4 protein-coding genes are annotated in these 14,757 nt (G+C 69.2%); 3 read left to right on the top strand and 1 reads right to left on the bottom strand.

Annotated features, from left to right (window positions below):
- Positions 1 to 11 precede the first annotated feature (11 nt).
- From NI1_RS02865 to NI1_RS02855, 3 genes are all read left to right on the top strand, one after another.
- Entirely contained in the window at positions 12 to 1,271 is a 1,260-nt protein-coding gene (locus NI1_RS02865; protein ID WP_084522492.1) for an MFS transporter, read from the top strand.
- Complete coding sequence (locus tag NI1_RS02860) at positions 1,268 to 2,497, top strand: amidohydrolase (protein ID WP_067813733.1); 1,230 nt, start codon at positions 1,268 to 1,270, stop codon at positions 2,495 to 2,497. Before NI1_RS02865 ends, NI1_RS02860 begins: the two co-directional genes overlap by 4 nt.
- Before the next feature lie 129 nt (positions 2,498 to 2,626).
- On the top strand, positions 2,627 to 3,793 hold the full coding sequence (locus tag NI1_RS02855) for an endonuclease/exonuclease/phosphatase family protein (protein ID WP_218026666.1): 1,167 nt from the start codon (positions 2,627 to 2,629) through the stop codon (positions 3,791 to 3,793).
- Here NI1_RS02855 and NI1_RS02850 read toward each other — a convergent pair.
- Complete coding sequence (locus NI1_RS02850; RefSeq protein ID WP_067813732.1) at positions 3,786 to 14,528, bottom strand: non-ribosomal peptide synthetase; 10,743 nt, start codon at positions 14,526 to 14,528, stop codon at positions 3,786 to 3,788. The two genes, NI1_RS02855 and NI1_RS02850, sit on opposite strands and share 8 nt — an antisense overlap.
- Between the last annotated feature and the right edge of the window lie 229 nt (positions 14,529 to 14,757).

Below are 14,757 nucleotides of genomic sequence, written 5' to 3'. Positions count from 1 at the left end.
TTCGCCAGCCGATGCCGCGCACCACCCGAATCACCGTCATGCTGCTGTTCGCGGCATGGGTGGTCGACTACATCGACCGCATCGTCATCAATTTCGCCCTGCCGTCCATCGGCGACGATCTCGGCCTCGACCACACCCAGCAGGGCATGCTGGTCTCGGTCTTCTTCCTGGCCTACGCGTTCATGCAGGTCCCGGGCGGACTGCTCGCCGACCGGTACGGCGCGCTGACCGTGGGCGGCGTCGGCCTGCTGGCCTGGTCGGTCTTCACCGGATTGACCGCGCTGGCTTGGTCTTTCAGCGTGCTGCTGGCCATGCGCTTCCTGTTCGGCCTGGTGCAGGGCGTGTTCCCGGCGGCCGCGCTCAAGGCCCTGGCCGAGCGCAGCCTGCCGGAGCAGCGCACCACCGCGACCGGCTGGGTGAACTCCTCGAATGCGGTCGGCATCCTGTTCGCGTCGTTGATCGCCGGCGTGCTGTTGCCGACCGCCGGATGGCGCGTCATGTTCGCCGTCATCTCGGTCCTGGGTGTCGCGGTGGTGCTGGCGTGGCGGCGCTGGATGCCGGAGCCGTTGTCCCAGCAGGAGATCAAGGCCCCGCTGCTGGATCCCGCCGCCCGCCGCGCGGTGCTGCGCTCGCCCGCGCTGCTGGGCTTCGCCGTCATGTTCTTCGGTTACGACGTGCTGGTGTGGGGCGTGACCGCGTGGTCGCCCACCTATCTGCACGAGACGCGCGGCATCGAGATGAGCGTGATCGCGCTGGCCTCGCTGCCCTCGACCGCCGCCGGCGCGGTCGGCGTGGTGCTGGGTGCGCGCCTGTCCGATCGCCTCGGCGGCCAGGCCCGCCTGATCGTGGTCCCCGCCATGATCGCGGTCGCCGCAATGCTTTTCGCGCTACCCCGGGTGGAGTCGTTCCCGCTGTTCATCGCCCTGGCTTCGGTGATGGGCCTGGTGGCGTCGCTCTGCTACATGCCCGCGTTCGCGGTGCCGCTGCGCGCGCTGCCCAGCGGTTTCCTGGGCGTGGCCGCCGGCGTGATCATCTTCGGCGGTCAGCTCGCCGGTGTGATCAGCCCCCTGGTCTTCGGCGTGGTGACCGATCACGTCTCCTACACAACGGCTTTCGAGGTGATGGCCGTCGGTCCGCTGCTGGCGATCGTGGCCGCGCTGCTGGTGCCGCAGTCCGCCGAAGCGTTCCGCGCCGCCGTCGAGGCACGAAATCCCTTGCCGGTCACCACTACTCCCCCGTCCCCCACCATCGAAAAGGAGATCTCGTCATGAACCAGCCGAACCCGGAGCACACGCACTGGCAGCAGGTGTACCGCCAACTGCACGCCCATCCCGAGCTGTCCGGCCAGGAGCACGCCACCGCGCGGCTGGTCGCGGACGAACTCCGCGCCATGCCGGGCTGGGAGGTCACCCCGGGCGTCGGCGGCACCGGCGTGGTGGGTGTACTGCACGGCGGTCCGGGACCGGTGGTGTGGCTGCGTGCCGATATGGACGCGCTCCCGGTGCAGGAGCAGACCGATCTCGACTACGCCTCCCGCAATCCGGGCGTCATGCACGCCTGCGGCCACGATGTGCACGTCACCGCCCTGCTGGCCGCCTGCGCCGAACTGGCCGCCGGTCCCGCTCTGCCCGGCACCGTGGTGGCGATCTTCCAGCCCGCCGAGGAGACCGGCGCGGGCGCCCAGGGCATGCTGAACGATGGTCTGCTCGACCGCTTCCCGGCCCCGCGCATCGTGCTCGGCCAGCACGTCGGACCGATGCCCGCCGGTCTGGCGGTCACCCGCGGCGGTGTCCTGATGGCCGCCTCCGATTCGATCCGCGTGCTGCTCACCGGTTCCGGTGGTCACGGCTCCATGCCGCACGCCGCGGTGAACCCGCTCGTCATGGCAGCCTCGCTGGTGCTGCGCCTGCAAGCCCTGGCGGCCCAGCAGTCTTCGCTGCCCAATTCCCCGATCCTCACCCCGGGTGCACTGCATGTGGGCACCCGCCCGAACATCATCGCCGAATCGGCCGAACTGCTGCTGACCCTGCGCACCTTCTCCCCCACCACCCGCCGGCGCATGCTCGATGCCATCGAACGCGTCACCGCCGCCGAGGCCGAGGCCGCCGGTGCGCCGCAGCCCGCGAAAGTCGAGTTCTACGACGCTTTCCCGGTCACCGTGAACACCCCCGAGGACACCGATCGCCTGATCGCGACCCTCACCGCCGGCGGCGTACCGACCCTGCCGTTGACCAATCCGCTCACCGGCAGCGAGGATTTCGGCCTGTTCGGCACCGCGGCCGGCTGCCCGTCGGTGTTCTGGCATATCGGCGGCGTCGACCCGGCTCGCTTCACCGAAGCCGACCAGCAGCTCATGCTCACCGAGCACACCCTGCCGGAACGCTTCCCCGCCAATCACTCCCCGCGCTTCGCCCCCGACCCCGAGCACACCCTGCCGCCCGCCATTCGCGCGATGGTGACCGCGGCCCGCTCCGAACTCGTGGCGGGCGCGGCGTGAGTTCACGCTGACCCGCGTGCCACCGGCCGCGTTTTCGAGTAGCCCGCTACTCGCTCGGCACCCGCGTGGCGGTGTCAGACTGGGTGTCGAGCGATCATGCTCGAGCCCTGCGACCGGTGGAGCGCTGCCATGGCTACCGACCGAATTCGAATCGCCTCCTTCAATGTGGAGAACCTCTTCTCCCGGGCGCGGGTGCTGGGCGCGCCGCCCGGGGTCGCGGATCCGGTGCTGGACGCCTACACCAGGGTCAATGAACTGTTCGAGCACGAAACCTATTCGGCGGCCGACAAGGACGAGATCCTGCGCCTGCTGAAAGTATTGAAACTGCTGCTCGACGACGGCGATGTGGAGCGCCCGGACACCTTCGCGGTGCTGCGCCGGATCCGCGGGCAGCTGCTGAAACGCCCCCGGGACGGCGGCGCGGACGACATCTTCGTGGTGGCCGACGGCCGCCAGGACTGGGTGGGCTGGGTCGAGCTGATCAAGGACCGCACCGATTCGACCGCCATGGCTAATACCGCGCGGGTCTTCACCGAGATCGGCGCGGACATCGTGGGCGTGGTGGAGGCCGAGGACCGGAATACGCTGCAACGGTTCGGGTTCACCCTGATCCGCGATGACAACGGCGACCCCCGGTATCCGCACGTCATGCTGATCGACGGCAATGACAAGCGCGGCATCGACGTCGGTATCGTCTGCACCGACCGGTATCCGTTGCAGGACATTCGCTCCCATGTGGACGACGGGCCGATCGAGGATCGCGTCTTCAGCCGCGACTGCCCCGAATATCGTTTCCGGTTCCCGGCCGACAGTGGGCTGGCGGGTGAGTCGTTCGTGATTCTGGTGAACCATCTCAAGAGCAAGTTCGGCGGCCACCAGTCCGCCAGCGACCAGCGCCGCAAGCAGCAGGCCGAGCAGGTGGCGAAGATCTATCACCGGCTGCGGGACGAGGGCGTCGAGCACGTGGTGGTGCTGGGCGATTTCAACGACACCCCCGACAGTGACCCGTTGCAGCCGCTGCTGGCCGCCACCGACCTCACCGATATCAGTGCGGTCCACGGCTTCGACGACGGCGGACGGCCCGGCACCCTGGGCAATGGCACCGCCCACCAGAAGATCGACTACATCCTGTTGTCGCCCAGCCTGTTCGCGCGGGCCCGTGGCGGGGGCATCTTCCGCAAGGGTGTCTGGGGCGGCGTGCACGGCACCCTGTTCCCGCACTTCGACACCATCGAGGGACCGCAGCAGGCCGCCTCGGACCATGCCGCGGTCTTCGCCGACCTCGATATCAGCTGACGGCGGCGAGGATCTCCTCGAACCGGTTCCGCATCCTGGTGACGGTCTCGGCATCGAGGACATCGGTGGCGTACTCCAGCTGGCCGTAGAGCGATCGGGTGCGGCCGGCGTCATCGGGGACCTCGAACAGGATCAGCGAGAGGTCGAAATCGGCCGGGGCGGTGACGGGTAGCGGATCCCACTGCGCGGGCAGGCCGGAGCGGTCCAGGTCGGCGGTGGGGATGTTCTGGAAAGCCAGCCGGATACGCAGGCGCCGGCGGATATCCGGGTGATCGGTGAGGAATTCGAAGGGGATGTCCTGATTGTCGAGGGCGGACAGGGTGATTCGGCGAACTCGGCCCAGCAGCTCGGGGAAAGCCGGGTCGCCGGTGAGGTCGGTGCGCAGAACCAGGAAGTTGGTGAAGCGCCCGATGGCCGATTCCATGCCCGGCTCGGTGCGGCCCGCGGTGGGCGCGCAGATGGCGAGATCGTTTCCCAGCCCGAATTCGCTGAGCGTCAATGCGAATGCGGTGTGGACGAGCATGTAGACGCTGGCGTCGTGTGCGGCGGCGGTGGCTTCCAAGCTGCGATAGCGGGGTTCGCCGAGCCCGAGGTGGATCCGGCCCGCCGTCGGGTGCGGCGCGGAATCCGGGCGGTGCAGGAGGGCCGGGGCTTCGGGAAGGTTTTCGAGCTGCGCTGTCCAGTAGGCGAATTGGCGATCGATCGGCGGGGTGTGACCGAGGCCGTCGACCAGCCGCTGCTGCCAGGTGGCGTGCGCGGAGTACTGGATGGGGATCGGCTGCCACTCCGGCGCGGTGCCCGAAGCGCGGGCCGGCAGGGCGGTGGCGAGGTCCTGGATCAGCGGTGCGGCCGACCAGCCGTCGGCGGCCATGTGATGCAGCATGATCAGCAGGTGGGCGCTGTCGGCGTCGATCGGGTACAGCCGGACGCGCAGCGGAACCTCGGTCCGCACATCGAAGGGCCGGTTCGCGCAGGCGATGACGGCCGCCTGCGTGTCTCCGGTCCGCACGACTTCGTAATCGATTGTCCCGCTGGGCAATACGACCTGCCGACCGGGGAAGACAGTGCGCAGGATTTCGTGGCGGCCCGCTAGATCGGTGACGGCCTGCCGGACGTTCTCCGGGTGTATCGGGCCGGACACTCGCAGCGAGAAGACGTATACGCGGCCGGGACCGGTGGCCTGGCGCTCGGATGCGTTGAGCTCCAGCAGTCTTCGCTGCGGATACGACAGCGGAACGGTGTCGGCGAGGCGGGTCGCGGCACGGGTGGGCAGCTCGGCTCGGCGCGCCGGCAGTGCGGCGAGGGCGGCGACGGTGCGGGCCTCGAACACCTCCTGCACGGTGACTTCCTCGCCCAGCACTTCACGAATCCGGGACCGCAGGCGTACCGCGCCCAGGGAATCGCCGCCCATGCCGAAGAAGTCGTCGTCCGCGCCGATCGCCGGCAGGGCGAGCACCTCCGCGAAGACGGCGGCGAAGGCGATCTCGCGGTCGGTGCGCGGTGCACGGCCGGTGGATCGCGCCGTGAAGTCCGGGGCCGGAAGCGCTTGGATGTCGAGCTTGCCGTTGACGGTGAGCGGCCAGCTGTCGACCGGCGTGATCGCGGCCGGAATCATGTGCTGCGGCAGCCGCAGCGCGAGCCCTTCGTACAGGTCTCCGGTTTCACCCGTGGCTCGAATGTAGGCGAGCAGACGATCCTGACGCACGATCACCCTGGCTTCGGCGACGCCTGTCGCCTCGGCCAGCACCGCTTCGATCTCACCCAATTCGATTCGGAATCCCCGCAATTGGACCTGATGGTCGGCGCGCCCCATGTATTCGAGCTCGCCTCGCCGGTTGCGGCCGAGGTCACCCGACCGGTACATGCGCGATCCGGGCGGGCCGTACGGGTTGGCCACGAACCGCGTCGCGGTCAGTCCGGGCCGGCCCCGGTAGCCGCGCGCCAGCTGCGCTCCGGCCACCTGGATCTCTCCGGTCACGTTCGCCGGGACCGGCTGAAGCCGGTTGTCCAGCAGGAGAACTCCGACACCGGGCAATCCGTGCCCGATCACGCTCGCGGGCGAATCCGCGCCGTCGATCGGCTGCACCGTCACGTGCACGGTGGTCTCGGTGATGCCGTACATATTGATCAGCCGCGGCCTGCCGGGCGGGTACCGGCGGAACCAGTCGGCGAGTTGCCGGGCATGCAGGGCTTCCCCGCCGAAGATCACATACCGCAGTCCCAGCTCACCCGCTCCGGCGTCACGGTCGGCCGCATCGAGCTGATGGAACGCCGACGGGGTCTGGCTCAGCACGGTGACGTGTTCGCGGATCAGCAAGTCGCGGAAGCGATCCGGGGACCGCGAGGTCATCTGGTCGACGATCACCGCCGAGCCGCCGGTGGCGAGTGCGCCCCACAGCTCCCAGACCGCGAAATCGAAGGCGAAGGAGTGGAATACGGTCCACACGTCGGCGGGGCCGAGCTCGAACAACGGCACCGTGTTCGCCAGCAGCTGCACCACATTGCGGTGGCTGACCTCGACGCCCTTGGGCAGGCCCGTGGAGCCCGAGGTGTAGATGACGTAGGCCGGATCGTCCGGCAGCGGCTTTCGAGCCGTGAATTCCACCGCGCTGTCCGCGGATTCGACGACCACGACCGGGATATCCCCGATCGGCAGGGCGGTGCGGAGCCGGTCCGTCGTCAGCACGCAACCCGGGGCGGCGTCGGTGAGCACGAATTCGATGCGGCCCGCCGGGTACGCCGGGTCGATCGGGAGATAGGCCGCCCCGGCACGCAATACCGCCAGCAGCGCCACCGGCATCTCCACCGTGCGTTCGAGTGCGACCGCGACCAGCGAGCCCGGTCCGATGCCCTGCTCGACCAGGCGGCGCGCGGTGCGATCGGCCCGCCGCGACAGCTGCCCGTAGGTGAGGGCGGTATTCCCGGCGCGGATGGCGATCGCGTCCGGATACGCTCGGCATCGCGCATCGACGAGATCGGTGAGCGTGCTGCCCGTTGGTTCGATACCGGGGCGCTGCGCCGCCGCGAGCAGGGTTTCCCGTTCGCCGTCCAGCAAGGTGTCGATATCGCCGACCATCACCTCCGGGTCGGCGGCGACACCGGCCAGCACCCGGAGCAGGCGGTCACCGATCCGGCGCGCGGTGTCCTCGTCGAACAGGTCGGTGGCATAGGAGATTTCACCGGCCATCGCATCGCCGGTACCGGTGATGGTGACGGTCATATCGAACTTCTCCGAGGTCCGGGGCAGCTCCACGACGTCGGCTCGCAGTCCGGGCAGTTCGAAACCGGTCTCGGGCAGGTTCTGGAAAGCCAAGGCCACCTGGAACAGCGGGGTGCGGGCGGTCGAACGCTCGGGCGCTACGCCGTCCACCACATCGTCGAACGGGAGATCGGCGTGCGCGAAGGCCGCCAGGTCCGTATCGCGTTGCCGGGACAGCAGCGCGGCGAAGGACTCCGCCGGGTCGATGCGGGAGCGCAGCACCACGGTATTGACGAACATGCCGATCAGATCGTCGAGTTCGGCCTCACCGCGCCCCGCGACGGGTGTGCCGATGGCGATGTCCGCAGCTCCCGAGAGCCGGGCGAGCAGCACCGCCAGGGCGGCGTGTACGACCATGAACACGGTGACGCCGTGCGCCGCGGCGACCGCGTCCAATCCCCGTGCGATCTCGGTGTCGATCTTGAAGCGAATGCTGCCACCGGCGGTCGAGAGCACGCGCGGCCGGTCGCGATCACCGGGGAAGGTGGATTCCACCGGCAGCTCCGCCAGCGCCGCGCGCCAGTAGCCGAGCTGGACGGCGGCTTGCGAACCGGGATCGTCTGCGCTGCCCAGTGTTTCGTGATGCCAGCGCGTGTAGTCGGCGTACTGCACCGCCAGCGGCTCCCATTCGGGTGCGCGACCGGCGGCCCGGGCGGCGTAGGCGCGCATGACATCCCGGGTGAGCGGCCCCATGGACCAGCCGTCGGCGCTGATGTGGTGCGCCACGAACATCAGGATGTACTCGCTGGCGGCATGCCCGGCCGAGCTGATCTCCAGAAGCGCCGCACGCAAAGGTATTTCGCAGGTGACATCGAAGCCGCGCACCGCGAGCTCGGTGAGGCGGGCGGGCAGCTCCTCGGCCGCGATGATCTCGGGTGTCAGCGCGACGGCCGCCTGCTCGATCGGCAGGATCTCCTGACGGGCGAGACCGGCGGGGTCGGGCGGATAGCTGGTGCGCAGCACCTCGTGCCGGGTCATCACATCGACGACCGCCGATCGCAAGGCGGCGGTGTCGAGTTCGCCGGTGAGCCGCACGGCTACGGGAATGTTGTACAGCCCGCCCGCCGGATCGACCTGGCCCAGCAGCCACATCCGCTGCTGGGCCGCCGAGAGCGGAAGCGGGTCGGGGCGTGGACCGGCGACCAAGGCGACGCGGTCGCCCCGGTGCTGCCGGGCCACTCGTTCGGCGAGCAACGCCACCGTCGATGCCTCGAACAGCAGCCGTATCGGCAGCCGGGTTCCGGTGGCCGCGCCGATGCGCGCCAGCAACCGGGCCGCCAGCACGGAATTGCCGCCGAGCGCGAAGAAGTCGTCATCCGCGCCGATGGGCTCGGTGGCGAGAACCTCGGCGAACGCCTGCGCGACCGTCCACTCCAATGGTGTCGACGGCGCACGGAACGCCGCCGTGGTGAACGCGGGTTCCGGCAGGGCGGCGCGATCCAGTTTGCCGACCGGCGTCAGCGGGATCTCATCGAGCACGACCACCGCCGCGGGCACCATATGCGCGGGTAGCGTGCGGGCCGCGTGTGTGATCAACGCGGCGGGCGCCGGCGCGCGACCCGCTGCCGGGAGCACGTACGACACCAATCGTGCCGCCTCCGAACCGGTTTCGCGGCCGATAGTGACCGCGAAGTCCACCTCCGGGTGCGCGCCCAAGACGGCGTCGATCTCGCCGAGTTCGATGCGGAATCCACGGATCTTCACCTGGAAGTCGGTGCGGCCCACGAACTCGAGCGCCAGGTCCGGTGTTCCGGTGCCGCCGTCCCGGCGCTCACCCGCCGCGACCCAGCGCGCCAAGTCGCCGGTGCGGTACATGCGCGACCCGGGCTCGCCCCACGGACCGGCGACGAAACGCTGCGCGGTCAGGCCGGCACGGTCCTGGTACCCGCGCGCCAGGCCCGCGCCCGCGAGGTACAGCTCCCCCACCACGCCCGGCGGTACCGGCCGCAACCGTGCGTCGAGCACGTACATCGCGATGCCCGGCATCGGTGTGCCGATCGTAATCCGCCGTCCCGCCGTCAATTCCGCCATCGACACGAACACGGTCGCCTCGGTGGGGCCGTAGGCATTGAAGTACCGGCGGCCCGGCTGCCATTTCGCGAGCATCTCGGGGGTCGTGACATCGCCGCCCACCTGGACCACCGCCAGCCGGTCGAGACCCGCCGGATCCATCGTGCTCAATACGGCGGTCGGGACGATGGCGTTGGTGACCGCCTCGGCGCGCAGCAACTCGGTCAATTCGGTGCCGCCGATGATCTCCGGCGGCACGATCACCAGGGTCGCGCCGACGGTGAACGCGCACAACCACTCCAGCACCGACGGATCGAAGCTCGGGCTGCAAACGTGCAGGAATCGATCGCCGGCAGCGAGGCGGTGCAGTCCGGCCGTGTACTCCACCACCCCGCGCAGACCGGCGTGCGTCACACACACGCCTTTCGGTTTACCGGTGGATCCCGATGTGTAGATCACATATGCCGCGTGTGAATCATGGAGCGGGGCAAGCCGATCAGCGTCGGTGATCGGCTCGGGTGAGCGGTCTGCGATGCGGTCGGCGGTGGCCGCGTCATCCAGCACCAGCCACTCGACGGTGGCGGGCAGGCCGTCGACGTACGCGGCGGTGGCAACACCGACGACGGCACCGGAATCGGACATCATGTGCCGCACCCGATCGGCGGGATAGCCGGGGTCGACCGGCACCGGCGCGCCACCGGCCTTGGCGACGGCGAAGGCGGCGGTCACCATCTCACGCGACCGGGGTAGCGCGACGGCGACGACACGCTCCGGTCCCACACCGTGGTCGATCAGTTCCCGTGCCAGCCGCGACGAATAGTCGTCCAGCTCACCGTAGGTCGTCGAGTGTCCCCGGTAGCGGATCGCGATGCGCTCACGACCGAGCGCGACGCCCCGGGTCAGCAAGACCGGCAGCAGTCCGGCGTCGGGCTGCGACGCTTCCGGCGGGCTGCTGTTCGCAACCGGCGCCGCCGTCAAGCGGTCGTATTCGGCTCGGGTCAGCAACTCGAGGTCGCCCACCGGCCGATCCGGGTGCGCGGCGATCGCGGCGAGCAGGCACGTGAACCTCTGGGCGAAGCCCCGCACGGTGTCGTCGTCGAACAGGTCGCGGGCGAATACGAAGGCGCCGTCCAAGCCGGCCGGTTCCCCATCCGGCGCCGTTCGTTCCCGAATGCTCAGCGCCAGATCGAATTTCGCCGGTTGATCCTCCGGTTCCAGGACGGTGATCGTCAGCTCGGGCAGTTCGACGGTGGTGCCGCTGAAGCTGTCCAGGGTCAGCATGACCTGGAACAGCGGGTGCAGGGCGGCCGAACGCGGCGGGTCCAGATCCTCGACCAGCCATTCGAAGGGGAGGTCCGAATGGGCGAACGCTTGTAGATCGGTTTCGCGGGCGGTGGAGAGCAGTTGGGTGAAGGCGGTTTCGGGGCGCACGCGGGTGCGCAGGACGAGGGTGTTGACGAACATGCCGATGAGGTCGTCGAGTTCGGGTCGGCCCCGGCCCGCTACCGGGGTGCCGATCACGATGTCGCCGGTACCGGCCAGGCGGGCCAGCAGGGCGGCGAAGGCGGCGTGCAGGACCATGAACAGGGTGGCGTCAGCGGTGCGGGCCAGGCGGGCGAGTGCCGTGTGGACAGCCGCGGGCACGGTGAAGTCGATGCGTCCGCCCGCGAAGGTTTGCGCCGGCGGACGGGGCCGGTCGACGGGCAGGTCGAGCTGGTCGGGTAGCCCGGACAAAACCGCGCGCCAGTACGACAGTTGTTGCCCGGCAAGTGAGTTCGGATCCTTGCCGGATCCGAGCAGGTCCCGTTGCCAGAGCGCGAAATCGGGGTATTGCAGGGGCAGCGGAATCCATTGCGGTGATTGCCCGCCGCTGTGCGCGGTGTAGGCGAGGACCAGATCGCGGCTGAGCGGGCCCAGCGACCAGCCGTCCATGGCGATGTGATGGACTACCAGAGCGAGCACGAACTCGGCATCGCCGACCTGGAAGAGCTTGGTGCGCAGGGGCACTCCGCCGGTGACATCGAAACCGGAGGCGGCGAAACGACGCACTTCGTCCGCGACGCGCTCGGCCGGAATGGGCACCGGCGACAGATCCCATGTCACCTCTCCCGCGTCGAGGACGACTTGCACCGGTCCCGTCGCGTCCGGCTCGGGTAGCGGGTACATGGTGCGCAGAACCTCGTGCCGTGCAACGAGTTCGGCGGCGGCCCGGCGCAGCGCGACGATATCCAGCGCACCGGACAGCCGCAGCACGATCGGGATGTTGTAGGCCGCCGAGCCGGGATCGAACCGGTCGATCAGCCACATCCGCTGCTGCGCGTACGACAGCGGCAGCCGGTCGGGCCGGGGACCGGCGGTGAGGGCCGGTCGCACGGAATCCTGTGGGCCGGTGACCGCCAGCGCCGTCGCGAGGCCGGCCACCGTGTGCGCGTCGAACAGCAGGCGCGCGGGCACCGGAACACCCAGTGCCGCTTCCGCTCTGGCCGCCACCCGGGTCGCCGCCAGGGAATCGCCGCCGAGGTCGAAGAAGTCGTCGTCCGCGCCGACGCGTTCCACTCCGAGTACCGCACCGAAGATCTCGGCAATGCTGCGCTCGGCCGCTGACGACGGGGCACGGAATGCCGGTCGGTCGAACACCGGTGTCGGCAACGCGCCCCGGTTCAGCTTGCCGCTCGCGGTCAACGGCAGTGCGTCCAGCCGCATGACGGAGGACGGAACCATGTAGGCGGGCAGGGTTTTCGCCAACCCCTCACGCAGGTCGTCATCGACCTGCTGCCCGGTTTCGGGCACCACGTAGGCGACCAGCCGGTCACCGATCGCCGAGGACACCACCGCCGCGGCCGCCTGCCGCACACCGGGCGTGTCCAGCAGTGCGGATTCGATCTCGCCCAGCTCGATGCGCAGGCCGTGCAGCTTGACCTGGAAATCGGTGCGGCCCAGATATTCGAGCACGCCGCCGCCGTCGATCTCCCGCCACCGCACCAGATCCCCGGTGCGGTACATGCGTTCACCGGTACCGAACGGGCCGGCGACGAATCGGTCCGCGGTGAGGTCGGCCCGGCCCAGATATCCGCGCGCCAATTGCGCACCGGCCAGATACAACTCACCCGCGACCCCGACGGGCACCGGCCGCAATCGTGAATCCAGCACGTAGACACGGTTGTTCCAGTGCGGCACCCCGATCGGTACGGTCGCGGTGTCCGCCGCGGCGATCGGCCAGTGGGTGCAGGTGACCGTCGCCTCGGTCGGCCCGTACAGGTTGTGCAGCCGGGCCGAACTCAGCGCCCGGAAGGCCGCGACCGTATGGCCCGGCAGCGCTTCACCGGCTATGAACACCTGTCGCAGCGTCCGGCACTGTCCGGCCTGGGCCACCGTGCAGAACACATCCAGCACCGACGGCACGAAATCGGTGATGGTGACCTCGTGCCGTGATACGAGAGCCGCCACCCGCGCCGGGTCCTGATATTCGGTGTCGGTGGCCAGAATCTGCTCGGCCCCCACCAGCAATGGCAGGAACCCCGCCCAGAACGACACGTCGAAGGTCATGGGCGTCTTGTGCAGGATGACATCGCTCGCGTCGATGGCGAACGCGTTCACCATCCAGCGCAGTTGATTTGCCAGCCCCGCGTGCGTGACCGCGACGCCCTTGGGGGTGCCGGTCGAACCCGAGGTGAACAGCACATAGGCGATATTGCTGCCACGCAATGGCGTAAGCCGCTCGGCATCGGAAAGTGTTGCGCCGGAGTACCCATCCAGGGTGAGCGTGTCGATGTCGACTCGGCTCACGGTATCCGGAAGCTCCAGTCGATCTGCCGAAGAAGCCAGTGCAAGTGCAGGTTTCGCGCTGCGCACCACGTACGCGATGCGTTCGGCCGGATGGTCCGGATCGATCGGCACCCACGCCCCACCGGCCCGTATGACGGCGTGCATGGCGATCACCGCGTCGAGCGTGCGCCGCATCCCCAGCGCGACAGGCGATTCCGGTCCGACCCCGGCCGCGATCAGATACCGCGCCAGCCGATTCGCCCGCTGCGCCAGCTCGCCATAGGTCAGCGCCGACTCACCGGCCCGCACCGCGATCGCATCCGGGGTTCGCCCGGCCTGCTCGTCCAGCAATGCGGGCAGCAGCACCTCGGGCAGCACGAAATCGGTTGCGTTCCAGTCGATGAGCATGCGCTCACGTTCCCGCGCATCCGTCAGCGGCACCTCCCACACCGGCTCGTCACCGGCCGCCGCCAGCATGCGCCCGAAGAACTCCAGGAACCGCCCGTGCTGCCGCCGCGCCGCGCTCTCGGTGTAGACCTCCGGATTGGTTTCGAACACGATCCGATACCGCTCCCCCGCCACCCGGTAGAAGCTCGCCACCAGATCGTCCACCGGACCCGTGGACAGCACCTGCACCTGCCCGGTCGCCTCGCCCAGCCGAATCTCCCCGTCCAGCGGCGACACATTGATCAGTGGCCCGAAATTGCCGGGCCCGGTGGTATCGCGCCGAATGTCCTCGGACCGGTACCGCTGATGCCGCAGCGCCCCGCTCACCGCCACCCGCACCTCACGCAGCACCTCCGCGACGGTCGCGTCATACCCGATGCGCAGCCGCAACGGCACCACATTCGACACCATGCCCGCCGATCGGCGCAGCACCGCCGTCGTCCGCGCCGCCACCGGCAGGCTCAGGGTGACCTCGGTGGTCCCGGTCAACTGCGCCAGATACACCGCGAACGCCGCGATGCACAGCACCGAGTCCGATGTCGCCAGCCGTTCGGCCGCCGCCGCCAATCCCGAATCCCGCGCCGATAATTCGACACCGATCACCGTGCTCACCGCGGCCGGAGGCGCACTCCGCCGGCCCAGGCTCACCGGTTCGCCGTACCCGTCGAGCTGCGCCAGCCAGTACGCACGATCGGTGCGGAACCGGCTGCTGCCCGGATAGGCCAGGTCGTACTCCACCAATCCGCGCAGGTCCGCGGCGGATTCGGGCACCGGCCGCCCGGCCGTCGACGCCGAGTAATGCGCGGCGGCCCGCGTCAGCAGGTTCATCGCCGCGTATCCATCCATCACGATGTGATGCGCGCGCAGGAACCAGAACCACCGCCGCTCCCCGATCCGCAGCACCGCCATGCTCACCAGCCGGTCGGTGAAAATATCCAGCCGGCGCGCGGTTTCGTCCCGCATCCATGCGCGCGCCGCCTGCTCCGGATCTGCTTCCGCCCGCAGATCGAGGTATTCGAGCGCTTCCCGGCTCGGCTCCACCACCTGCCACAGCCGGTCGGCGTCTTGCTCCAACCGCACGAATCCGGAACTGAGCTCACGCCCGGTGTCCAGGCTGGCCTGGCGCAATACCGCGAGGTCGAGATCGCCTTCGAGGTCCACGTACGACGTAATGTTCATCGGCACAGCGGGATTGAGCTGGCAGTACTGCCAGATCGCGATCTGGGCCGCGGTCAGCGGAATTCTCTCCGGCATGGTCGATGAAAGCCTTTCCTGCGCAGCACAAAACGAACCCCCGCGGCCGAATCTCCCCTCCGGCGGCAATATCCGAGCTGCCCTCACCGTACCGACGGATACCCCGCGTGACCTGCCCCAGAATGTTGGGGTGCGCAGCGCGGCAACCGCGGTGACACCCTCGGCAAGCACCGCTCCGGGCCGGGATGCGATCCGGGGTGCGCCGGGAAACGAATCTATCCGGTGTCGG

Origin of the sequence: Nocardia inohanensis NBRC 100128 (assembly GCF_001612945.1) — a bacterium.
GTDB classification, from domain to species: domain Bacteria; phylum Actinomycetota; class Actinomycetes; order Mycobacteriales; family Mycobacteriaceae; genus Nocardia; species Nocardia inohanensis.
This window is presented reverse-complemented; position numbering and strand designations above follow the sequence as displayed.

Excerpts from the sequence above, each read along its gene's own strand:
- NI1_RS02865 (WP_084522492.1), top strand. The coding sequence starts at position 12 with ATGCCGCGCACCACCCGAATCACCGTCATGCTGCTGTTCGCGGCATGG.
- NI1_RS02860 (WP_067813733.1), top strand. The coding sequence starts at position 1,268 with ATGAACCAGCCGAACCCGGAGCACACGCACTGGCAGCAGGTGTACCGC.
- NI1_RS02855 (WP_218026666.1), top strand. The coding sequence starts at position 2,627 with ATGGCTACCGACCGAATTCGAATCGCCTCCTTCAATGTGGAGAACCTC.
- NI1_RS02850 (WP_067813732.1), bottom strand. The coding sequence starts at position 14,528 with ATGCCGGAGAGAATTCCGCTGACCGCGGCCCAGATCGCGATCTGGCAG.